This window comes from Paenibacillus sp. FSL H7-689 (assembly GCF_000517905.1).
GTDB classification, from domain to species: domain Bacteria; phylum Bacillota; class Bacilli; order Paenibacillales; family Paenibacillaceae; genus Paenibacillus; species Paenibacillus amylolyticus.
Map to the genome: position 1 here is coordinate 345,609 of NZ_ASPU01000015.1, position 22,742 is coordinate 368,350.

The 22,742-nt window shown below is 47.6% G+C and carries 20 protein-coding genes; 8 read left to right on the top strand and 12 right to left on the bottom strand.

The genetic code is table 11. The annotated features are described in order from the left end of the window. The first annotated feature begins 11 nt into the window (after positions 1 to 11). Both C170_RS12475 and C170_RS12480 read left to right on the top strand, forming a co-directional pair. Positions 12 to 500 (top strand): hypothetical protein, encoded by a 489-nt coding sequence (locus tag C170_RS12475; protein ID WP_036609856.1) that lies wholly within the window; start codon positions 12 to 14, stop codon positions 498 to 500. A gap of 82 nt (positions 501 to 582) precedes the next feature. Further along, positions 583 to 924: a YtpI family protein gene (locus C170_RS12480; RefSeq protein ID WP_036609858.1), complete on the top strand. Its 342-nt coding sequence runs from the start codon at positions 583 to 585 to the stop codon at positions 922 to 924. A gap of 143 nt (positions 925 to 1,067) precedes the next feature. Here C170_RS12480 and C170_RS12485 read toward each other — a convergent pair whose 3' ends face one another. The 3 genes from C170_RS12485 to C170_RS12495 all read right to left on the bottom strand — a co-directional run bounded on the left by C170_RS12485 (position 1,068) and on the right by C170_RS12495 (position 3,443). Then, the gene (locus tag C170_RS12485) at positions 1,068 to 2,402 is read right to left on the bottom strand and encodes a DRTGG domain-containing protein (protein WP_036609860.1); all 1,335 of its coding nucleotides are present in this window, start codon (positions 2,400 to 2,402) and stop codon (positions 1,068 to 1,070) included. Positions 2,403 to 2,614: 212 nt separating this feature from the next. After that, entirely contained in the window at positions 2,615 to 2,899 is a 285-nt protein-coding gene (locus tag C170_RS12490; protein WP_085981456.1) for a hypothetical protein, read from the bottom strand. Positions 2,900 to 3,095: 196 nt separating this feature from the next. Then, entirely contained in the window at positions 3,096 to 3,443 is a 348-nt protein-coding gene (locus C170_RS12495) for a YlbF family regulator (RefSeq protein ID WP_036609862.1), read from the bottom strand. Between the two features lie 237 nt (positions 3,444 to 3,680). Between C170_RS12495 and C170_RS12500 the strand changes: the two genes are divergently transcribed. From C170_RS12500 to C170_RS12520, 5 genes are read left to right on the top strand one after another with little or no spacing between them, the layout of a single operon-like run. Next, positions 3,681 to 5,048, top strand: a complete 1,368-nt coding sequence (locus C170_RS12500) for a YheC/YheD family endospore coat-associated protein (RefSeq protein ID WP_036609865.1) — start codon at positions 3,681 to 3,683, stop codon at positions 5,046 to 5,048. Positions 5,049 to 5,098: 50 nt separating this feature from the next. Then, entirely contained in the window at positions 5,099 to 6,289 is a 1,191-nt protein-coding gene (locus C170_RS12505) for a YheC/YheD family endospore coat-associated protein (protein ID WP_051447141.1), read from the top strand. A 60-nt stretch (positions 6,290 to 6,349) separates the two neighbouring features. Beyond that, positions 6,350 to 7,723: a YheC/YheD family endospore coat-associated protein gene (locus C170_RS12510; RefSeq protein WP_036609869.1), complete on the top strand. Its 1,374-nt coding sequence runs from the start codon at positions 6,350 to 6,352 to the stop codon at positions 7,721 to 7,723. Beyond that, positions 7,723 to 8,829 (top strand): YheC/YheD family endospore coat-associated protein, encoded by a 1,107-nt coding sequence (locus tag C170_RS12515; protein WP_036609870.1) that lies wholly within the window; start codon positions 7,723 to 7,725, stop codon positions 8,827 to 8,829. The genes C170_RS12510 and C170_RS12515 overlap by 1 nt, the downstream gene beginning before the upstream one ends. Positions 8,830 to 8,864: 35 nt before the next feature. After that, positions 8,865 to 10,043 carry a YheC/YheD family endospore coat-associated protein gene (locus C170_RS12520; RefSeq protein ID WP_143781262.1) on the top strand — a complete coding sequence of 393 codons (1,179 nt, stop codon included), beginning with the start codon at positions 8,865 to 8,867 and terminating at the stop codon, positions 10,041 to 10,043. Between the two features lie 63 nt (positions 10,044 to 10,106). On the opposite strand, the gene C170_RS12525 is transcribed toward C170_RS12520, so the two are convergent. The 8 genes from C170_RS12525 to C170_RS12560 form a co-directional block, all read right to left on the bottom strand. Further along, positions 10,107 to 12,029 carry an alginate lyase family protein gene (locus C170_RS12525; protein WP_036609872.1) on the bottom strand — a complete coding sequence of 641 codons (1,923 nt, stop codon included), beginning with the start codon at positions 12,027 to 12,029 and terminating at the stop codon, positions 10,107 to 10,109. After that, positions 12,026 to 12,361 (bottom strand): cupin domain-containing protein, encoded by a 336-nt coding sequence (locus tag C170_RS12530; protein WP_036609875.1) that lies wholly within the window; start codon positions 12,359 to 12,361, stop codon positions 12,026 to 12,028. The genes C170_RS12525 and C170_RS12530 overlap by 4 nt, the downstream gene beginning before the upstream one ends. A gap of 68 nt (positions 12,362 to 12,429) precedes the next feature. Further along, positions 12,430 to 13,827, bottom strand: coding sequence for an ABC transporter substrate-binding protein (locus C170_RS12535; protein WP_036609877.1), 1,398 nt, complete (start codon positions 13,825 to 13,827; stop codon positions 12,430 to 12,432). Positions 13,828 to 13,962: 135 nt separating this feature from the next. Then, complete coding sequence (locus C170_RS12540) at positions 13,963 to 15,567, bottom strand: helix-turn-helix domain-containing protein (protein ID WP_036609880.1); 1,605 nt, start codon at positions 15,565 to 15,567, stop codon at positions 13,963 to 13,965. Positions 15,568 to 15,578: 11 nt separating this feature from the next. Continuing rightward, positions 15,579 to 17,330 carry a sensor histidine kinase gene (locus tag C170_RS12545; RefSeq protein WP_036609882.1) on the bottom strand — a complete coding sequence of 584 codons (1,752 nt, stop codon included), beginning with the start codon at positions 17,328 to 17,330 and terminating at the stop codon, positions 15,579 to 15,581. 104 nt (positions 17,331 to 17,434) lie between these two features. Further along, on the bottom strand, positions 17,435 to 18,304 hold the full coding sequence (locus C170_RS12550; RefSeq protein WP_051447142.1) for a carbohydrate ABC transporter permease: 870 nt from the start codon (positions 18,302 to 18,304) through the stop codon (positions 17,435 to 17,437). A gap of 22 nt (positions 18,305 to 18,326) precedes the next feature. Beyond that, complete coding sequence (locus C170_RS12555; RefSeq protein ID WP_036609885.1) at positions 18,327 to 19,217, bottom strand: carbohydrate ABC transporter permease; 891 nt, start codon at positions 19,215 to 19,217, stop codon at positions 18,327 to 18,329. 203 nt (positions 19,218 to 19,420) lie between these two features. After that, positions 19,421 to 20,107 (bottom strand): HAD family hydrolase, encoded by a 687-nt coding sequence (locus C170_RS12560; protein WP_036610980.1) that lies wholly within the window; start codon positions 20,105 to 20,107, stop codon positions 19,421 to 19,423. Positions 20,108 to 20,401: 294 nt separating this feature from the next. On the opposite strand from C170_RS12560, the gene C170_RS12565 reads away from it, so the two are divergent. Next, entirely contained in the window at positions 20,402 to 22,120 is a 1,719-nt protein-coding gene (locus C170_RS12565) for a methyl-accepting chemotaxis protein (protein WP_036609887.1), read from the top strand. 156 nt (positions 22,121 to 22,276) lie between these two features. Here C170_RS12565 and C170_RS12570 read toward each other — a convergent pair whose 3' ends face one another. Continuing rightward, positions 22,277 to 22,726, bottom strand: coding sequence for a hypothetical protein (locus tag C170_RS12570; RefSeq protein WP_036609890.1), 450 nt, complete (start codon positions 22,724 to 22,726; stop codon positions 22,277 to 22,279). Positions 22,727 to 22,742 lie beyond the last annotated feature (16 nt).

A 22,742-nucleotide genomic window follows, 5' to 3' on the forward strand; every position in this document is an offset into this window, starting at 1 on the left:
GAACAGCGTTCATGAGAGTTCCGCCATTTTCTCGTTACCGCCCGCTGATGCGAATGACCGCTGTGTTTGTTCTGGGAATGATCGCTGGATGTGTCGTCTACAACGGTGTATTTCACCTGAGTTACAATGCGTTGTGGCTGAACAATCAGGAGCTGCAGCTTCAGCTGCATCAGAATGAGGAGGATATCAAAACGCTGAAAAAATACAGTAAACGCCAAACCGTTATCAAGGAAATCAAAGTCCGTGCAGAAGAATCGGATAAGGGGCCAGACGAGGCTTCTCTGAAAGTGATGTTACAGAAGCTCGGAGACGAACTTGAGGTACTTCGGGGCAGAGATGTATTCAACATCGATGAGTATAGCAAAATGACGCGAATCATGCTGAATCAGAAAGTGTACTCGGTCAGGGAAAAGGAATACACCGTTCAGGTCAAAACGATGCTGGTTATGGAAGGCGTACTGCAAGTTTGGGTACAGATTCGCATGCACGTTCCTGCGTAACAGCAAAAAACTGCCCTTGTCTGCATCTCTGCATGGTACAATAAGGGCAGTAAATGCTTTCCAGAAAAGGAGCTGCGTCTTTGTGTTCATTGATGTACTCAAATATGCTCTAATCGCCATCTTTGCTGTTGCCATGGTTTTTGCAGCGTTGAACAGTATTCGTTCACACAGAAGTTCGGATGCTACCAGCGCCGGTCTGTACCGTTCGTGGACAAATATCTGGATGGGTGGCATGCTTGTTGTTCTTGCCCTGATCCTGATGTTTGTCTTCACGGGCTCCACTTTATCTGTGATTGTGGAAGCGCTATTTCTGATTATGGGTGCGTATAATGTATTTGCCGGAATACGTAACCGCAGTTATTATGCGCGGCTTCAACAACGGTCCAGTAATGGATCAGGTAAAACCTCCGGACAATCTGCATGATTTATTGAAGCGCTATCGTTGTCCGCAAAAAGAGAGTACTTCCCCTTCGTTAAGCGAAGCCAGAACCGCGCGACAGCGCAGCCCGGCAGAGCTTCTCGATCAGGGAGTACTCTCTTTGTCTATGCCCGAGGCAACGTACCCTGCTAGGCATGGTCAATCGACTGCAATGTCATTACCGCTTTGCATACCACACTGCCTTCACGGGTAACCACAATGTCCATTTTGCACGTTCGACGACTGGTTTCCAGAATTAACGGGCGAACCAGAATCTGATCCTCAATCTGTACCGGTCGAACAAAATACGTCGTTACATTATCCACCACATGGTCGTTCCCTGTAACATCCCACGCTGCCCGCCGGCCAGCCTGGGTCATCACATTCAACAGAACACCTTCGGAGATCGTACCCAGATCCGTTGCCATCTGAGGAATGATGAATCCGTGAAATAACAATTCGTTCTGTTCACCGCGCTCCTCGGCAAACCCGTTCCAGATCAGATGATCAAACGTCTCTCCTAGTTGTGGCTGTTTCTGTGCATCCCGCATGGCCTGAAGCACTTCCTTGCGTGTGACGGACGCAATCAGTTTGCGATTCCGATCCACAATTGGCAGAAAATCAATGCCTTCCCAGGTCATAATCTGGGCAGCAGAAGCAAGAGATGTCTGCAATGAGGCCGTAATCGGGCGGCGTATCACACATTTCTCAATACTTTGATCTTCTTTCAGCTCACTGACATCCTTCAGACTCACAATCCCGATGACCCGGTTCCATTCATCCACCACCGGGAAGCGATGTTCACCCGTCTCTGAAACCAACATATGAAAATCTGCGGCTGAACTGGTCACCTTCAATACCTGCAAGCGAGGTTTCTGACCAATGATATCCTCAACAAGCATAATTTTTTTCTTAATCAGCCGGTCGAAGATCGCACGGTTAATCATTGAAGCTACCGTGAATGTATCATGTCTGGATGAAATAATCGGTAGCCCAAGCTCGTCAGCCATAATTCTTACTTCACGACTTGTCCCAAAACCACCCGTAATCAACACGCCCGCTCCCTGTTCGAGGGCAAGCGAGTGAGCATCTTCACGGTTACCCACAATCAGCAGACTCCCAGCGTCAATATAACGGGCCATTGCCTGTTCCTTCATCGCGCCAATCACATACTTGTGCAGCGGTTTGGCGAGACCTTCGTTACCCCCCAGCACATGGCCCTCCACAATGGTCACGACATCAGCAAAGGTCAACTGTTCCGACATGCCCCGAGGTCTCTTCTCGATCCGCACCGTTCCAATTCGTTCCTTGGTCACGACCAGCCCGAAGTTCTCCGCCTCTTTCACCGCACGATACGCTGTCCCTTCACTTACACCCAGCTCCCGCGCAAGTCCACGTACTGATATTTTACTACCAACCTTCAGTTGTTCAATATGTTGAAGTAACTGTTCATGCTTCGTGACGTTCTCTTCCTGTCCGTCCAACTGTACCACCCCCGAAGATGCATCTGTACTATACTGTATCTATTATAACACGGCTTTAGGAAAATAACCCCACCCCTACCCATTCTCACAGGCAAGTTCGCCATCTGAATTTAATCATCCCATTAACCTCTAATTCTGTATGTACCAAAAAAGACCGGGGCCCCTTTGTACCAAGGGATTCCGGTCTTCCATGTTGGATCTCATTCTGTACCTTATACAGACTCGCTCCGCTCCTGCTTGTCCAGCAGTTTCATCTCCCACTGCCGCAGCTTCGCCCGGCGAACGGCTTCCAGTGCACGCTTCTTCTCTTCATCTACACCGAGAATAAAATGCAGATGTGCACCAACGATTAATAAGGAGAACAGCACCCATACGATGCCAAAAATATTAACCCAGTCCATTCCTCCAGCAAAGGAAATCCGCGGCAGTGCAATGACCAGCATCGACAACGCAATAAGCAGATAGATCACATGTTTTGCTTTTTTCAACCTCTTCACCATTCACAGCTCCTTCGTTCTTGATCGACTCTATATGTCTAGTCTATGAACGATAAGGAGCTAATATGAAAGGTTCAGGTAAAAAAACAAGACAAGCGTTTAGTACGTGTTCAAAAAGATCAGTTTTCAGTACCGAGAAGATGGAATGAAGCTAGGCATCCTTCGTAATCAAAAGTGGACTTTTTGAACTACCTTTTTACGCTTCAGCGCCACCGTACAGATGACCCAGGCTGTCAGCAATAATTTTATTCACGTCTTCAATGATGACACTGAGGCGACGCTCCGCATCAAACAAACGACGGATGTTCAGATTCAAACTCAGTACTTCAAACAGCTTCTCCATTTTCTCCATCTCATCCGGAGCTGGCATATCCCCGCTCATCATACGTTGTTGCAATTCCATTTGTTGATCACGGAAGTTATCCAGCATTGCTTTTGCATCCGGATCAGCTTCAATCAGCTTCATCGCGGAAGTAATCTCTTCCACCTCGCTGCTTTCTCTCAGTGCTTTGGCCAAATCATTGGCTTTGTCATAAATGTTCACTATTATTCCTCCTCAGATTGGTTTGTTCATCCGTGTTAATACACGCTTTTCTCTCCTGTCAAACAAGGGCGCTCTGAAACAGGCCATCAATAACCTGCCTCGAAATCAAATGCATTTAATCCATATGGGTCAATCACCAAGGGTTATATGTCCTCATATGATGAAGCACATGCCATGTTCAGATGCCGTTCAACTTCGAGATCAGACATCAAGTTGCCGCCCGGAAGGAGATCCGTGATGTCCACTAAAAAAGTAACGATTCAGGTTACCGGCTCGGGCATCCTGCAGGACGACGTCATCATGCTGGGCGAAGGGGTGCTTAAGGCGCTTAAAATCCCTTCAGGAAGGCCGCTTCAGCTGCAATTTGGCTCTTTCCGCCGCGAAGTCACTGTTATTCCGGTACCAAGGTATGACGGGCTGCGCATCAATCAGACAGTTGCCAGCAAGACCGGTCTCGTTCCACGTTCGGTCCTGAGGGTATCCTATCGTTCAGCCAGCCGTACGCTTCGCCTTGGACCCTACATCAGTGTACTGGTTAGCCAGGACTATCCCGATCAGCCCGATCGGCCCTTTGGCTCCATCACGATGTTCTGTCAAGAACTGGTGAACGCCTGCCGTAAGCAAGGCGCCTATGTATCCTTTTTCACACCGGAGGATATTGGAGCGGTAACGGGTTATATGAAAGGCTGGGTGTATGATGACGGCTGGAAAAAGACTGTTCTGCCTGTAGCAGACGTCGTCAATAACCGGCTAACGTCCCGCAAGCTTGAGAACAAACCTAGCGTACAGCATTTTATGAAAGAAGTAAAATCGCTCTACGGCACGCAAACCTTCAATGAAAAGTTTCTGGACAAAAACGAAGTGTTTGACGCACTCAAGTCCATTTCAACGCTTAAACGAGTTCTTCCCGAGTCTCATTTGCTCAAGACGTCCGCCATGCTCAAGACGATGTGCAACCGACATCCGGTTGTATTTCTGAAGCCCGTCCGCGGTTCTTTGGGCAAAGGGATCATCCGGGTCTCACGTCAGATTGACGGAAGCTTCCTAACTCTGGCGACTGGCGTCGGGGGGACCCGGAAACAAACGTATACTTCTCTGGATAAACTGTATGCCAGTATGTCTGGGAAAATGAAAACAACGCGTTATCAGATCCAACAAGGGCTGACTCTCATTGACAACAGTGGCAGACCCGTGGATTTCCGTGCGCTCGTGCAAAAAAACCGTACAGGTAAATGGAGTGTAACCTCCATCGTCGCCCGGATTGCGGGCGGGAGTCACTACGTATCCAATCTGGCACGGGGTGGAAGTCTCAGCACCGTCAAGGATGCTGTTGCCAAAACACAGTTGTCTGGATCAGCCAAAGCTTCCGCGTATGCAGGATTGCATACCGCAGCACTGGATATCGCTAAAGGAATCGAAAGTGCCATCCCTGCTCATTTTGGTGAACTTGGTATTGATCTGGCCTTGGACACCACTGGGCGCGTATGGCTGCTCGAAGTCAACTCCAAACCATCCAAGAATGATAATACACCACTGAGTGAGAGCAAGATCCGCCCTTCCGTCAAAGCCATGCTTGAATATTCTACGTACCTGGCGGGTTTTTGAAAAGTTATTCCCTATTGGAAACAAATCTGATAGAGGAGAGGTGCAGCGTAATGTTTCCAACATCTCAGACCAAGACACTGGCCATTCTGGTACGTGCAACCGAAGGCTCACCTCCCTTTACGGATGAACTTTTCTGCCGTCGTCTCAGTTTGGGGAGCATGAAATACGCCCTTCAGATTATTGTGATCCCGATATCGAATGATGCAGTCCAACTCCCTCTTCAATGGGGATATGTCTATCATCAAGGGAAGTGGAATTCGGTACCTGTTCCTGCAGTCGATCTCATTATGGATCGTTGTCTTCGCCCTATCTCCAGGTACGTCAGACAACAGCTTAAGGAATGGATACCAACCAACGGCACAGATCAACACCGTTATTGGTCTGCTTCCCTTCCAGGAAAATGGGAGGTACATCGTGTGTTGTCCCGAAATCCTGAATTGAGGTCACAACTTGCTCCCACAACCCGGATCGGATCGCATATCCCTTGGGAAACATGGCTGGACCGTTGGCCCAAAGGACTGTTCTTCAAACCGGTATCCGGGACTCATGGCAAGAATACCTTTCGCCTGTCTCGGAGAACGACTCCATCAACATGGATCGTGGAGGGGCGTAACGAGGACAATGAACCCTTTTTTCTTACATTCAACCATACCCAGGCTGTATCTTCCTGGCTAGCATTACATCAGGCTGAGCGCAAGATGATCGTGCAGCCATATCTGGAGCTTAGCCATCATGGAAGAGCATTCGACATACGGGCTCTAATGCAAAAGAATGGGCAAGGTCGCTGGACGCTTACCGGATGTATGGTACGGGAAGGACCCGAAGGTTCACTCACGTCCAATCTTCACGGTGGGGGTAAAGCATATCCTGCCCACGCATATCTGCTCCAGCGATATGGAACGATCCGCACGGAAACTCTGCTGAAGAGCATCCGGCAGACTGCTACGCTTATCCCCACCCTGCTGGAAAGCCGTTTCGGCAGGTTAGCCGAATTGGGGCTTGATTTCGGAGCAGATGCAGAGGGCCAACTCTGGCTAATTGAAGTCAACTCCAAACCAGGCCGCACCTCATTTGCAGAAGCGGGCGACCGACGCATGCATACCCTGACTTATACCCGGCCGCTTGCCTATGCCCGTTATCTGTTGCAACAACATGTTCTCACGGACGTCTTTCGTCCAATGAAATTGCCGAATACATCCAGCAAAGCTGGCCTGAAACCCATCCCGATTCACGGCGGCTGAGGCCCGCAGCGCCCGCTTGCCATGGAGCCCAAGGATCTTTTCAGGATAGGAGGATAAATCATGAGTTTGACCTTTTGCAATCTGCATTTCACCAAGCAACCGGATAAAGTGGTTTATGTATCCAACGCTTTAATGAAGAGCCTCAACCTGTCCGGCAAAAAAACGGTGCACCTTCGCTTCGGGCGTGACCGGGTACCTGCAACGATCAAACCAATCAAAAAAGCAGGTAAACATCTGTATCTCGCTTCAGGTATCCGTAATATGATGAACGTTCCCAAACGGGGCAGTATTTATCTCCGGAATTTGCAAAATGATGAGGTCCAGTTAGGTCCACTGATCGGCGTACTCTCTGATGGGCCTGCGACGAGCACGAATCCATTCGGTTCCCGTACTGGTTTCATCAAACAGTTACTCCGTGAAGGCAGCCGTAAATCCTACATTTACGCATTTACTCCTCGGGATATCAATTGGCAGAACGAGACTGTATCGGGTTTTTTCCTGAATGATAACGGAAGCTTTACCCGCAGAACCGTACCTCTGCCCGATGTTGTCTACAACCGGTTACCAAGCCGTCGTTCAGACTTCTCACCAGCAATCAACCAGCTGCGGGAACGATTTGTTCGCCGAAAAATTCCGTTCTTCAACTGGAGCTTCTTCAACAAATCGGATATCTATACGTTGCTGGAGAACGAGCCGGCAGCAGGACGGTATATCCCTGAATCGATTACCAATCCTTCCGTTGAACAGATGAAGGAAATGTTGGAACGCCATCAGTTCGTCTACTATAAGCCTACTGCCGGAAGTCTGGGGAACGGGATCTACCGCCTGACTTATTCGCCCAAACGTGGATATTTCGCACGTTATCGCAAAAAAGGCGGTAATGCACTCCTGCGTTTTGGGTCCTTCAACAGTCTGATGCGCATGCTTCAGGGAAGACATGGCAAGCAGCTACGCGGATATGTAGTTCAGCAGGGAATACGTCTAATTGAGATTGATGAATGTCCAATTGATTTCCGTTTTCACATGCACAAAAATGGTAATAATCAATGGGTTGTTGTCGGGATTGGAGCCAAAAAGGCAGGACGTGGCAGCGTCACAACACACATCAAAAATGGCGGCTCCCTAATGACTCCTGAGCAGGCGCTCAGTCGCAACTTCGGCGATCGTGCGGGAGAAGTTCTTCAGCATGCCAAATCCGTCGCTATTACACTGGCCCAGGCGATTGAAACCCAGCACCAGCATCTGATTGGTGAGATTGGCTTTGATCTGGGCATTGATCAGGAGGAACATGTATGGATGTTCGAAGCGAACGCCAAACCCGGGCGCTCCATTTTCCGTCACCCTTCACTCCGGGTGGAGGGCAAATCGTCGGTGGAGCACATCTTGGAACACTGCCTGTATTTGAGCAAGTTCCGGAAGAAGGAAGAGATTTGATGACCCTTCATGATGATTTCAAACCTGTCATTGCTGTTTTGACCATGCATGATAAACAGCGTATGTTCAGGGGAAATCATCAAAATTTTCAGGATATCTTACAGACAGGCGAGAGCATGGGATACGTGGTGTACATTGTAACTGTACGGGATCTGAACGTGAGTGGCCCCACCGTGAAAGGATATACGTACAACAAGGGGAGTGGAAAGTGGGTTTCACAACCTTTCCCCCTTCCCCATGTTCTGTACAATCGTATTCCCAACCGGGAAGACGAAGGAAAACCTTCCGTGCAGCGTAAAATTGACGAATGCATGCAATCAGGAATCGAACTGTATAACCCATTCTTTTTCAACAAATGGGATCTGTTCGAATGGCTCAGGAAATCCAAATCGACTCAGCAACTGATCCCTTATACTCGGCGGATGCGAAGTGCTTCTTCTCTGGGTGCCGTTCTACGGACGTATCCCTATCTGTACCTTAAGCCCGAGAGCGGCAAAGCTGGTAAAGGAATCATGATGCTTAAATTTCAGGAAAAAGAACGGCTTCCCTATCGTCTCAAAATACAAACCACACGTAGAAGCACGACCTATAAAGCATCTACACTTGCCAAGTTATGGGCACGAATTCGCAAAGAAACCGGACATACGCCCTATATCATGCAACAAGGCATTGAACTGGCATCCTCTCGTAAACGCCCCTTCGATTTGCGTGTTCTTGTACAAAAGAACACCAAGGGCCAATGGAGCGTAACCGGTGTAGGAGCGAGACTTGCTGGCTCCCGTAGCATTACAACTCATGTGCCGCGCGGCGGGAGCGTAGAAGACCCTGAGAAGCTGCTGACCGAGCTTTTTGGCGAAGAAATGTCAACAACCCTGATGAAACGTGTGAAATCCACTTCATTAATGATCGCAAGACAGGTAGAACGGGGATCAGGTTACACGCTCGGAGAAATGTCCATGGATCTGGGCATTGATGACCTGGGGGAACTCTGGTTCTTCGAAGCCAATGCAAAGCCCATGAAGTTTGATGAACCACAGATCAGACGGCGATCATTGGAACGTATATTTCACTACAGCGCTTATCTTGCCCGTCAGTCCAAACGATGATAGACAGGAATACTGCAAAAAGAAGGTGATTGTTTGTGTCCTCACCTGTTCTGGGCATTATGACGTTGTACTTAAATGAACATCGCGCTCTTGAAGAACGAAGCGTTTATCGCAGAATGATTCTTGAAGGGCGCAAGCGGGGACTCGATATCTATGTATTCACACCAGCCGACGTACACCCCGGCGGCAAACAAATTGAAGCCATGGTTTTTCATGAGGGAAAAGGCTGGTCCAGGGAGTGGCGATCATTCCCGGACCTGATCTTTGATCGTTGCCGGATTCAGCGTAACCGAAGGTTCCAGCAATTGCTTGCTTTTCGTGAGAAATATGGGCATCTGCTCTTTCTGAACAGGCCACTGCGCAATAAATGGACCATCCACCAGACCCTTTTGCAAAAAGCCAACTTTCGTGAACACCTGCCGGAAACCGCTCTATTTCAGGATATGTCCGATGTAAACCGGATGCTTAAAGTTTCTTCTCTGGTCTATCTCAAACCCATTAATGGAACAGGCGGACGTGGTATTCTGCGCATTGAACGCAGCAGTAGCGAGGCTAATACAGTGCTTGTTCAAGGGCGGGATCAGAAGCGTCGTATCATCACTCCACGTAAAGTTCATTTATCACGACTTGGCGCGTTGCTCCAGCACTGGAACATGAAAGACAAGTATCTTGTACAAAAGGGCATTCAACTTCAGCTTCCGAATGGACGTGTGCATGATTATCGCATGCTCGTTCAGAAGAACGGAGAAGGACAATGGGAGCTTACTGGATGTGCTGGACGCATGGGTGCAGAAAAAAGCGTAACCTCCAATCTGCATGGCGGCGGTCAGGCAATAGCGATGGACCGACTCATGAAGCAATGGATCGAAGATGACGACCTCCGGGCAGAAATTAACACAACTGCAGAGAAATTCGGCATTGATGTTGCTTCGTTTCTGGAAGATACGTATGGGGACCTATGTGAGTTGGCACTGGATTTGGCGATTGACAGAAGCGGGCGTATCTACCTGCTTGAAGTTAACCCCAAACCTGCACGTGAAGTATTCGCTCGCATCGGGGAGCGGGATATCTATTATAAAGCCATCACTCAGCCGCTGGAGTATGCCTTATGGGTATATCGCAACAGACCTCCCGGAACGGCCAGAAAGCCAGCCAGTCCCAAGCCCGTTACGCAAAAATCACCCAGAGTAAAAAGAAAAAATAAAGCCAAGTGAGTGAAGAAAAAGCAGGAGTCTATGTTCGCCAAGTGCGAGCATCTGCTCCTGCTTCACTGTTTTTTATTTCTGTTCTTTCGTCCATTGCAGCGTGTCGTTGTCTATCACAATATACCCTTTTTCCTCACCTTGCACATAAGATAATGCCAATCTCATCAGGTCAGGTTCTAGTTCGCATGTGGTAACACGTGTAACCTGATCATTATGATCCGCGGGGAGGCACAACGTCAGAATACCCACTTTACCCGAGAAATCAGTCTTGCCCTGGATGACCGATGTTTCCGACTTGGAACCATACACCTCAGATACCCAGCCGGGCTGCTCCGTCAACGCGAAGGCTCCCTTCCCGATGCCTGCCGTAACCCATTGCATCATCAGCGTTATGGAAGATGCCTCATAGCTCATATCCGCCGTCATTTCTCCAGCTTCATTCATTCTCAACGCAATATCCGCTTGCGGATGCAGGTGAAAACGTTGCTCCAGAGTATGCTCTGCTTCTGCCTCCAGCCAATCCACAATTATTAGTATAGGGATCTCCACCCCTGCCAGCATCCACCGACGATGTGTAACTGGATCTGGCAAATGTGTATATCCATCCTGTGAAGCATCAATGAAGTGATAGCTGTCATTGCTCTCCCAACGTAACGTTGTGGCCTGAGCCTCCGGTTCACCCCATTGCTGTGTGGAGAGATAAGGTGTCTGATCCAGACCATCCACCGTGACGGTATTGTGCGCCCGCGTACTTTTGAAATACCGACGCCATTTCCCTTCTTCATACGTATAACGTCCGGTGTCCGTGAAGAAAAGCTGGTTCTTCCACATCCACTCCACATTCAGCGCATCCGCATGTCCGTGTGCTCCGCCCATGGCAGCCGCATCAAAAAAAAGATATTGATACTTGTCCCTCATGACATAATATCCTGTCTGCGGAAAGGCTCGGCTCGACAAAGCCGGAGAAGAAGCAGCCTGTAGTCGGAGGCATCGCTCATATTTCTCCACACCCAGCAACCAGAGACACTCCGAGCTATCCGTTCCGCGAGCCATCAAATCATCATCGTCCAGGATCGCGCCAAGCAGGGTCAGTCGTTGTCGCCCATCGCCAACCCAATCCGAATCACCAATACCGGTAGACTGATGATCTGGTCGGATCAGTGCCTCAGTAAATGCGGCCATTTGGCGTAGACAGCGGGCATACCATGCCGAGAAAGGATGTCCTGAAATCTCGCCCAATCGATAAGGGGTGCCAAACATTTCGATGCTGGCATTGTGGTAATGTGTTGTCAGTTCAACCTGTATCCCTTCTTCACCCAACTGATGCAACAAACACAGCTCAAGACGTTCCATCGCCACTTGACGCCAGTGTGGACTTCGCGGGTGCTGGTGGTAGAACGTAGCAATCATGAACAACCCTTGCATATGCATAATGGCATGATTGATTTCCGTGCTGCCGAGATACCGGGTCAAAAACTCGGCGTGCTCGTCCAGACCTTGTCGAAACTCCGCCTGAAAGCCTTCGTCTATCAGTGAACTCGCTTCCATATATTTATATGCCGATATCCAGGACTGCACACGTAGTCCCGTCTCCAGCAGACGCCAAGGACCGGGTTTTTGAAAGAACACAGCCTCGTCGTAAACCAGATTTACAGGTACCGGGTTTTGCTGTCTCCAGCTACGGAAGTGGTCAATAAATGCTGTTACATATAGCGGATTGCCTTTCATCAGATACGCCTTGCCCAGATCGAGCATATGCCAGTGTCGATTGATGCCCCATGTGAACTCCAGATCATTGGTCGGGTTGTGAAGCCAGTCCACGGGTGTCCCCATCGGAATCCAGCGATTCAGATCGTTGGTATAAGGAACGATAAATTCATTCAGGATGGCACGATTGGCAATCGTGAGCGAATTTCGGGCTTCTTCCGGAAAATGTTTTTCATAATATTGGGCAGCCCGTTGCAGGTCCGTTGCCGAAAGGTAAAAATCGGTCATTCGGACGCCTCAAGGAAATCCTGACGGAACGGGGTAAACACATCCAGAATGACGGAGTCCTCCAGTGCCTTGACCCCATGCGGGACGTTAAAACCGGCATAAAAGCTGTCCCCTGCTTTTAAGATGTGAGTTTCTTCACCGACCTGTACCTCAAAGCTGCCTTTGACGATATAACTGACCTGCTCGTGCGCATCATGGGAGTGAACTTCTCCAATACCACCTTTAGCAAAGGTAACCTCCACCATCATTAATGTACCGCCCATACCCAAGATCTTGCGGGAACTCGTTTCGTTCACGATATGTGCATCGATAGACGCATGATTAATAATCATTTTGCTTTTCCCCTTTCCTTTTGAATAAGCGACCGAAGTGGTTAAACCACGGCCGCTATGAATGTTTATTAGTCTTCTGTGGACAATTTACCCTGAAGTTTGGAAGAATCAAATGATGGATCAGCAGTTATGTTGGTCAGCCCTGCCGCTTTGGTTTTCTCTAGAGCTGCATTATACCTTGTATCCAGATCCTTGATCACAGCATCGAGATCGCCACCCGTGAATACAAAGATTGAAAAAGCCTCACTCCATTTGGTGCCTTCCAGTGAACTCTCAGTTACCACACTTGGATTTGCCGGGAAAATGGCATCATAACGTTTGGGCAGGAAACCTTCAATGCCCGGAATGCTTGGTTTTTTGTCAGAGCTTAATACAGCAGGAATCAGTGAGATTCCGTATCCTTTTTCGTAATACTCACTCTGAAGATCTGTGCTGTACACATACTCCATAAACTTCCATGCCGATTCCTTGTTGGCAGAATCTGCATTGATGCCGATGTAGGAGCCCCCGATGACTTGTGAAGCGCCCTTGATCGTTCCATCATTAGTTGGTACAGGAGCGGCTGCCCAATTTTCTTTTGTAGGAAACTGATCTTTATATACCCCTGGTTCACCGGAGTGGTTAATGTACATTCCGATTTTGCCTTGAGCAAACTGGGCTCTGAGGGGATCGATGTCCAGACTTTCTACCCCTGGCAGCATGCTGCCATCCTGATTCATCTGACGAAGCGCCATTGCGATATCCTTGTACATCCCAAAATCAAATTGACCAGTCTTGTAGTTGTAACCATCAATACCAACATTATTGCTTGCACCTGCAATCGTATTGGCTGCTCTCCAGAAACCGCTGCTGCTCTTGAATGGGCTGGCAAAGCCATAGATGCCTTCACTTTTACCAATTTCGGTAATTTTTTTGGCATCCGCAACCATCTCAGCCAACGTTTTTGGTGGACTCTCGATCCCTGCCTTTTTGAAAATATCTTTGTTATACACAAGCCGCCAGACCTGCCCTGTATTGGGGAGGGAATATATTTTTCCATCAATCGTGTTTTTATTTTCAATCAAGCTGTCTTTAAACACGGCCTTCATCTCATCACTCATGTATCCATCGATCGGGGCGAGATACCCCTTCTGATAATATGTCTGAAAATCATTAACTTGCAGCACATCGGGTGCCTGCTTGCTGGCAAAAGCAATATCGACCGCCTGTGGATAGTTGTCCCCCATCACGGTCATCTCCACTTCAATGTTGTCCTTGTTCGTCTGGTTGAACTCATCGATCTTGGATTTCATAAAATCAGCATCATGGCGGTCCGGTGTCCAATATATGATTTTGGTTTTCCCTCCGGCATTCTCCCCGCTGGTCCCCGATTCGCTATTTGCCGAAGTACCACTGTCAGCAGAACAACCTGCCAAACTTAGCGCCAGCAATGCACTTAGCGTAGTCACCATCCACTTTTTAACCATTGATATGCCCCCTTATGCTTGTCTGGACAACCTGTTTGAGTTATCCGTTAACGTAATGATAATCGCTACGCTTTCATGGAGGTGAGGGACATTCTGACTTTACATGGTGGGAAAAATGACGATCCGTATCTGTTTTCAGTTCTCATACATTTGCCGGAAGCAGGTTGGCGTCATGCCGCAATATTTCTTGAACAAACCGCTGAAATAAGGCCTGTCCTCATAACCCAGCCTCTGGCATATCTCTTGCACCTGTACACCTGCAACCAGCAACTCTTTTGCCTTTTCCATCCTCATCTTAGTAATATATTGAATCGGCGTTATGCCGGTTTCCTTTTTGAAGGCATTGGCAAAGTAACTTGGACTTAAATGCACGGATTGGGCACAAGCATGCAGCGTCAGATTTTCTGCAAGATTCAGACTGATATATTCTTGTGCTTTGCTAATGGCCTGTTTGACATCGGTGAGTCGTTTTTTGTCCATAATCTCGCAACCCATGCTGCTAAAATGTTTGATATATCCCCTCCAACCCTCAAACGTCAAGGAGCGCATCGCCTCAAGCACTGTCAGGTCGGCCTCCAGACGCAAGCGTTCCTCTGCTGTAATCTCATCACAAAAGGCACGGTAGATGGCAAAAGCAAGTCCAGACAGCAAACGAATCATCGTGAGTGGCTCGGGAAAACCTTCGGAAACCTGCCATTCTTCGAGAATTTCATCAATGATGCGGTGACAGGTGCTCTCATTACCACATTTCAGGGCATAAAAAAGCTCTTTCTCCTTCTCCAGAGGATATATCGGAGCCACACATGCCTGATTCTCCAGTTCAGCATACTGGAGAATGCAATTGCCTTCACTGTAAAAGCGATAGGAAATCGCCTGATCTGCATGTGCGTAGGACGTCCAGATTTCCTGTGGTCTGCGTGCAATCGTACCGACACCAATCGAGACTGTTTTTTTGCTGAATCGCTCCACATTTTGGCGGCATTGCTCCAGTAGCTCGGAGACGTCGATCTGGCTTGGTATGTTCAATATGGCTGCGAGCCGGTATCGGTTTTCCCGTAAAACAACGCCCTTGGTATAACGGTTTATGGTTTCTCCCACAATATTTTGGACCGCAAAAGGAACGATTTCGGCATCCAGATGCATCGTGTATCCATATCGCGTATAACCATCCACCTCAATGACCATGACGAGAAGATTGGAGGAATCGAGATCAATCTGCAGCTCATTCCAGCGACTTTCATTCAGGAATCCCCCGATTTCATGACGCAACAAGCCCAGTAGATAGCTGTGACGCTCATACTGGCTACTGCTCTCCACCTTCTGCTCCAACTGTTCCAACTGCTTGCACTGTGCCTGCTCTTCCGTAATTACCTGTCTTACCTTCAACACCGCACCGAGTATTTCTTCAGGGGTAAACGGTTTGAGTAAATAATCGGATGCACCAAGCTTAATGGCCTCCTGTGCATATTGGAAATCCGAATAACCACTGATGAAAATAAATTTGGCTCGCAGTCCGGCATCCAATGCCCGCTTCATTAGCTCCAGCCCGCTCAGCTTGGGCATCCTGATATCACTAATCACGATGTCGGGTTGCTGCTCCAGCAACAAGGACCAACCGCGCTCTCCATTGCCCGCCGTGCCTACAATCCGAACCTGATGATCTTCCCACGGAATAGTTGAAGATATGCCCTTTACAACTGCCTGGATATCATCCATAACACACATCGTCAATTGGCCCATACTGCCCCTCCTCAGGTGATCGGAATCGTGATAACAACTGTTGTTCCCACATCTGTACTGCTATGAAACACAATCGAGGCCACATCCCCGTAGTGCAGGCTTAGTCTGCCATGGAGATTGGATAGGGCATAACCTTTGCGTCCCCCGTCAGGAACATCCTCAGCATAGATACTGGCTACATCCATCCCACATCCATTGTCAGCCACCTCCAGCCGTAGTGTGTCACCCTGACGATCAATGCGGATCAGGATAACGCCCAAATCTTCTTTGTCCTTGAATCCATGCAGGATGGAATTCTCCACCAAGGGCTGAAGCAATATTTTTAAAATATCAACAGCGTAACAAGAGGGGTCCCCCACCTCAATCCGATAAACGAACAGATCCTCGTAACATTTTTGCTGAAGCTGCATGTATTGTTCGACATGTTTCATCTCCTGCTCCACACTGGTGATGTCTTTCCCATCATTCAGTCCCAGACGGAATAATAAGGATAAGGAGACGATCATCTCACTTACATCCTTCTTCTCTCCGCTCTCACTTTTCCAGAACATCGTATTAAGGGTATTGTAGAGGAAATGAGGATCAACCTGCGCCTGAAGCGCCTTAACTTCAAACCGCCGTTTGTCTTGCTCCGTTGTCCGTACTTCTTCAAACAGAATCTGAATCTGGTCCAACATCCGATTGAAACGATGCCCTACAGCGCTGACTTCATCGTCATACTTGCTGCGAAACCGCACATCCAGGTCATTGGACTCCACCTCAACCATCAGGCGTCGCAGTTTGTTCAGTGGCTTCAGCAGAGCGGAGGCCACCAGGCTGGACAACCCGAGTGCAAGCAAAATGCAAAACAACATGATCAGGATAATCAGCCAGCGTATCTTTTGGAGGGGGGACAACAAGTCAGCCTTGGACTGTACACTTACCATGACCCAATCCTCGTTCATCGACAATGCCGAATAGTTAACAAGCATGTCCTCCCCCTGATCGTTCCTGTAGGTAAAATCCCCAGCATCGCCACGGCTAAACTGTTGGGTAAAGTCAGGCTCCATAATGAAATCGTAATTTCGGGACCTGGGCCGAATGACTTCATTTCCGTTTTTGTGCAACAAAAACAGTTGAATCTGGTTATTCATGAGATCCTGCGTCAGAATGTCTCGCATCGCCTCTTCCTTCATATTGACGACCATATATACATTCGAATAGGTATGATTATCGATCACAATAGGTTTGAGCAACAGAGATAACACATTTCCTTGGGATTGGAACAATTGACTCTGATGTGAACCAAACCACATCGTATTCCAGCCTTGCAGCTTCACGTAGCGTCCGTATTCCCTGTCGAATGAGTTATTGCGATTCGGAAAGTCTTTGGTCGAGAAAAAATCACCGATGGGTGTTGTCAGATATGCAGTATCAATCAGTGGCTCTACGAGCTTCAATTGAGCAAACGATGTTTGCAGCAGCGAGAGATTCTGATAATAATGAGATGTGTTATTTTTTCCCACGTCCTTCATGACCTGGGTGAACGTTTCATTGAGCATAAAAGAAAAAGAGGATACAACAATGTGCCTTAGATGTTCATCCATAACCTGCACTGATTTGTTCAGAATGCTTTGTTTCAGTTCAAGTGCATTCTGCTCAATGCTTCGTGCAGCAAAGAGATAAGAGCATATCCCGGTCACACTGATGCATAAGACAACGAGAAAAATGTACAGCAGCTGTATTCTTTTTTTCAGGGACATTTTATAAAAGTCGAATATCATCGGCGCTCACTCCTTGAACACGGCTTGGCCCGTCCGCTGTGAATTAAAATGAGTATAGCACAGTGGAATAACCCGTAAAACCGTTTCCATGATTGTGCTCACGCCTATCCTTTCACAGCTCCCAAGGTCACCTGCATGAATGATTTGTTGGCAAAAATATAAACGATGAGCAGCGGCAAAATGGACAGACAGGCTCCGGCCATCATCAGTTGGACCTCAGCCGCAGCTCCGATGCCATATCGCAGATTAGCCAGCCCAACCGGCAAAGTCTGCAAGTCCGGATTGCTCATGGTGAACACAAAAGGAAGAATATATTCATTCCATGAACTCTGAAATACACCCAGACCTGCAACGGCGAGTCCGGGGCGCAGGAGTGGAAGAATAATTCGCCAGTATGTGGTGAAAAAATTACAGCCATCAATCATCGCCGCTTCATCCAGTTCGCGCGGGATGCTCTTGAAGAAACCAATCAGAATAAAATATGTGGCAGCGTGTGCGCTGATCAGTATAATAATAACGCCCCACAACGTGGTATTCAGCCCCAGCTTGACCATGAGGTCAAATTGCGGACGCAGCACAACCGCGCCTATGGAAATAAACAGAGTAGATGCCATGAGCAGGGTGTACCCCTTTTTCCCTTTGAAATTCACTCGATCCACAGCGTAGGCTGACATCGAAGCTACCAGCAGTGTGCCAACTGTTGTACTGATGCTAACAAACACGCTGTTAATGGTAAAACCCGAAAAATTGGCGGTTTTCCAAGCCTGAGCATAGTTGGAGAACTGCCAAATCTTCGGCCAGATGGTAGCTCCTCCGGTCAATTCCTGGTTTGTTTTGAAGGAACCGAGCAATACAAGTATGATGGGGAACAGCGACAGCAGAGCGATTGCGATCAAAAACAACCAAAGTACCGTTCGTTTGGTCCAGCGAATGAGTTGGGGAGACCCTGAGGGCGCAAGCACGTTTTGAGTCATCATCGTTTCCTCCTGATAGGGATTAATAGACATCATTGAGCTTTTTGGATATACGGAAGTAAATGAGCGTCACAGCCCCTACGATGAGAGCCGTTGTGAAACCGACTGCACTGCCATAACCGAGCTGCTGGAGTGATTGGGTGTCAGCCGACACGGGAAACAACAGTTTGAACAAATACAGATACATCACCTCTGTTTTGCCATACGGCCCCCCTTCGGTCAGCACCATAATACTCTCGTAACCTTTCAGCGCCGTGGTAATTGCCAGCATGATGATCATCTGCAAGACAGGACCCAGCAACGGAATCGTTACATTTCGCAGTTTCTGAAACTCACTCGCTCCATCCAGCGATGCCGCCTCATATAACTCTTCAGGAATGCTCTGTAGACCTGCAATGAACAACAACATATAGTTGCCCACAGCCCCCCAGATGGCGATGATGATGGTTGTTAACATGGCATGTTCAGCCCCCAGCCAGCTAATGGATTCGGAGATCACATGATACTTAAGCAGCAATTGATTCAATATTCCGTTATAGGAGTTGAAAATAATAAAAAATACAATCGCCATGACCGAAGCGCTAAAAATAGTGGGAAGATAATAGATCGCCCTAAAGAGGGATCGCCCTCTCCATTTACGATTCAGAATAATCGCCAGAGTTAACGATAATGGAATTGTAACGACGAGTTTGCCCAGGGCATACACACCCGTGTTGCCTACAGAATCCCAGAATTGGCCGTCACGCAAAATGCGTCCAAAATTATCAAGCCCGATAAAGACCGGCGTCCCAATGCCTTGATAATCATAGAACATGTAACGCAGCGCCCATAACAGCGGATAGATCCCGAATACAACAGTTAAAAAAAGACTTGGAAAGATGAATATATAGGCATGTATTTTGGATGGTTTCACCAGAATCGGACCCCCTATAGCTTTTGAATGAAGTATAGAGGGAATATGGAGGAAGGCGGGATAGGGAAATCAACTTTCTACAGGGGAGAATGTGACTGCATGACCATACAAAAAAAACTGTATTCAACGAATTTCCGTTGAATACAGGTTCATTTCATGTGGTTCGTAATCTTAAATCTCAGGATACGTATGCAACGTAGAAGCTACTCTGCTTCATCATACAGACGCAGCAGTTCTGTAAAATCAGAGATGAGCACATCTGAGCCTGCAAGCTCCTCATCACGACCAAACCCGGCATAGGCACAGCCGATGACCGCCTGACCGTTCATTTTACCCGCTTCCACATCAGAAGAGCGATCCCCTACCATCCATGCGTCCTGAATACGATGTTTCTCAAGCAGGATCTGCACCAGATTAATTTTGGAAGGAGTCTTGTACTGGCCTGCACTGTATACCCCTTCAAAGAAAGGCATAATCTCGTGTGCAAACGCCACACCCTTCACATAGTCCTCCAGCCCGTTACTTGCAACAAAAAGACGCACTCCTTGTTGTTTTAATGCTTGCAGCGTTTCTTTCACCCCAGGATACAATTGGGAACCTCCTTGATCAAGCCCCTCAATCTCCAGTTGAAGCAACAGTTCGTCTGCACGGCGATGTGCCGCTTCCGACGCCTCAGGCATAACCACTTTCCATATATCTTCGAGCAACATGCCCAAACTTCCCAGCATCCGTTCCTCGGGTGGAGTTTCTCCTTCAAAGTGCCCTTCGGCACGCAATGTATCAAATAGTTGCTGGTAAGCTGGCAACAACAGGGTCTCTGTCTGGAACAGCGTACCATCCATGTCAAAAATCATCGCTTCCGGTTTGAGCAATACCTTCTCTTTATTCATGTCCAATGTTCCTTTCGGATTGGGATATTGTATATGTAATTGGAATCGTTCCCTTCCCATGATAAACATAACGTTTGAACGTGTAAACCAACGATTGTAAAACATCATCAACCCCAACCTTATACAGCATTAACCAAACGTTATATTATAGTTAAACAAACTATATACAAAAGAAGTTTATTTACGTATAATACTAAAAAATAGTGCTTTAGACACCTAATCTAAAGACCTACAATTATCAAATTTCCGGTTTTTTCGACAACTACATATACCCCATAGAGAGGAATAACAAACATGAAAAAGCGAAAGACCTTTAAGATTTTTTATAAGATCGGATTAGGATATTTACTCGTACTGGCTGTACTGGCTGGTTGCATCCTGCTGATTCAGAACAGCACAAGTCAGCTCCAACGGGAACTGGATTTTCTGGTCGATCACGATATGAGGGTACACGCCCTCACCTATGAACTCGAAAGAAACATGGTAGATATGGAAACAGGTCAACGCGGATACATCATCACGGGTCAGGACAACTATCTCGATCCCTACACCCAAGGAAAAGAGCAACTTATTACACTCAGAGATGAACTTGCTGCTTTAATTTCGGATAATCCGGCTCAACTTGCACTTTTGGAAGACATACATACTAATATGGAGAACTGGGTCCAGGTCGCTGGTGAACCTATGGTCGCCCTTCGCCAAGCCAATAATACACAGGCCATTCGAGATTTTTTCGCAGATGATCCAGGTAAAAGAGACATGGACCAGATTCGGACTGCTCTCGATACGTTTCGAACCAACGAGCATACGTTAACCGATAACCGTACAGAAGCACTGAAGCAAAAAAACACACTACTGAACTTGGAACTGTATGGGGCACTTATCGTTGTGGCCATTATCTCGTTCATCACTGCTTTGGTCCTGTCACGTGCCATTGTTAGAAACATTCGTACCGTAAAGCAGGCATTAAATGACATCGGTTCTTCCAATGGTGACCTGACACTGAGAATCGCTACGCCAATGAAAGACGAAACTCGTGAACTCGCGGAGGCAGCCAATACAATGCTCACTGGTTTGCAGCAAATGATGCTGGACGTACAAAGCAATGCCATGATTCTGAGCACAGCTTCGGATCGATTGGATAAAGGGGTTGCTGATAGCCATCTTGCAGGAAAAGAAGTTGCCACTGCCATGGAACGTGTCGCTGAAGGCGCTGATGAACAGGTTGCTCTTACGCAAACCATGGTAGCTGCGATGCAGCAATCCCTCAACGGGCTTAATCGTGTCGCCTCCTCGGCAAGTGATGTGGCAGGCCGTGCAGTTCGTACCGAATCCATTGCTGTGGATGGGCAACAGCGCATTGATAATGCTGTAGGTAAAATGAGTTCCATTGAGCAATCCTTCCTCTCTGTACAGGAAGCCATTAATGAAATTTCGAAGATGTCTGATCAAGTGATCAACATTGCAGATTCAATGTCAGGTATTGCGAGACAAACCAATCTGCTTGCACTTAACGCCGGAATCGAAGCTGCCCGCGCTGGGGAAAATGGACGTGGCTTCGCTGTCGTTGCCGCGGAAATCCGTAATCTTGCAGACCAAAGTGCAACATCAGCCAAAGAGATTACAAGTATATTGGAAACCGTGGTAGCAGGTGTTCAAAGTACAGTGCAGGTGGTTGATGAGAGCACTCTACATGTGAATGAAGGGTTGCGGACCATTGAGGATGCAGGTAATGCTTTTTCAACCATTACTCAGCATATTCATAACCTCAGTGGTGAAGTTCTGGAGGTATCTGCTGTTGTCGAGGAGTTAACTTCCGGTAGTGAGGCTGTGATGAAGTCCATTAATGAAGTATCGGCTGTTGTGGAAGATACTGCATCAGCTACAGAAGAAGTATCTGCGATGACGGAGGAACAACTTGCTTCTCTGCAGGAAATGTCTGACACGTCCAAGCAGTTGAATGAAATGTCCGATGCACTTGATCAGCTGGTTAAGCGATTCAAGCTTAAGTAAAACTCTTGCTGATACGGCTGAGTTGAAAGAAAAAGATGATTTCTGTATTTACAGAAATCATCTTTTTTCATTCCATTTCAGAAGCATATAGAAACACCCTCAGAGTGAACGCTCCTCAACTCCAAGGGCGTATTTGAAGAGGAATGCTCGTTATTTTTATTTTTGCAAAACAAGAAAATCATTAAGCTTGTTATTCGTGGCTAAATCTGCAGGCTTCGTAATCCACTCGGATAACAACCCCTGTAAAGTTTCTACCTCTGACACAGTCAACTTATGCTGGTAGCGTGGATAATCTCTAAAAAATCGTTCAAGATTCATAGAAACATTGCGTACTAACGGCTGCTCACTGTAATAGGTTGTACCTGTAGCTACCGCATTTAATTTGGAAGATTCCGCTTGATACAGGTATATTTCTTCCTCCAAACCCCGTTCAGCATTTTCTCGCAATTGATCCTGAATATTCTCCGCATACGTTGTGAAAGATTGATTCATTTTGTCCTGAAGCCGATCATATTGAGTGTTCGAATTCCAGAGCATATAGGTTACAGCCAGATTGGAGAGAATGAGTAGGATGATGATATAGAAAGGCCATTTTTTTGCTCCCATCTGCTTCACTCCCTTG